This window comes from Paraburkholderia sp. RL18-085-BIA-A (genome assembly GCF_046027075.1).
In the GTDB taxonomy this organism is placed as follows: Bacteria; Pseudomonadota; Gammaproteobacteria; order Burkholderiales; family Burkholderiaceae; genus Paraburkholderia.
This window is the reverse complement of record NZ_JARESU010000670.1, coordinates 1-344: the sequence shown is the minus strand read 5'-3', so window position 1 is coordinate 344 and position 344 is coordinate 1. Positions and strand designations below refer to the sequence as shown.

At 53.8% G+C, this 344-nt stretch carries 1 protein-coding gene; it reads right to left on the bottom strand.

What is annotated here, in order from left to right; genetic code table 11:
* Positions 1-55 precede the first annotated feature (55 nt).
* Positions 56-344 (bottom strand): DDE-type integrase/transposase/recombinase (locus P0D89_RS54335; protein WP_408379892.1); only part of this gene is annotated, 289 nt, incomplete at its 5' end.

The following is a 344-nucleotide window of genomic DNA, read 5'->3' as shown; positions in this document are numbered from 1 at the left end:
GGTTGTGTCGCATTAAGGAGCGGGAGAAAGCGGGAGTCGATATGAACAGGATTGCTTACATTGCGAGCGAGTAAAATTGACGGGCGGCCGACGGCTTGAGATCGCCGTTATGTTTCATCTGGCCTTTGGCGATCATGTGCACAAGCTCGATGCCGCCCAGGATGATGCGGGCGCAGCGGAAATTTCCGAAGCCCATCATGGGTCGGGTGCGTCGTTTGATCGCCCGATGATCCTGTTCTATGAGATTGTTCAGATACTTGTTCTGTCGAATCTTGATGGGCGTCTTGCGTTCGGCGTTGATAGCCTCAAGCGCTGCCAGGTTGGCTCCGCTTTTATCGATTGTC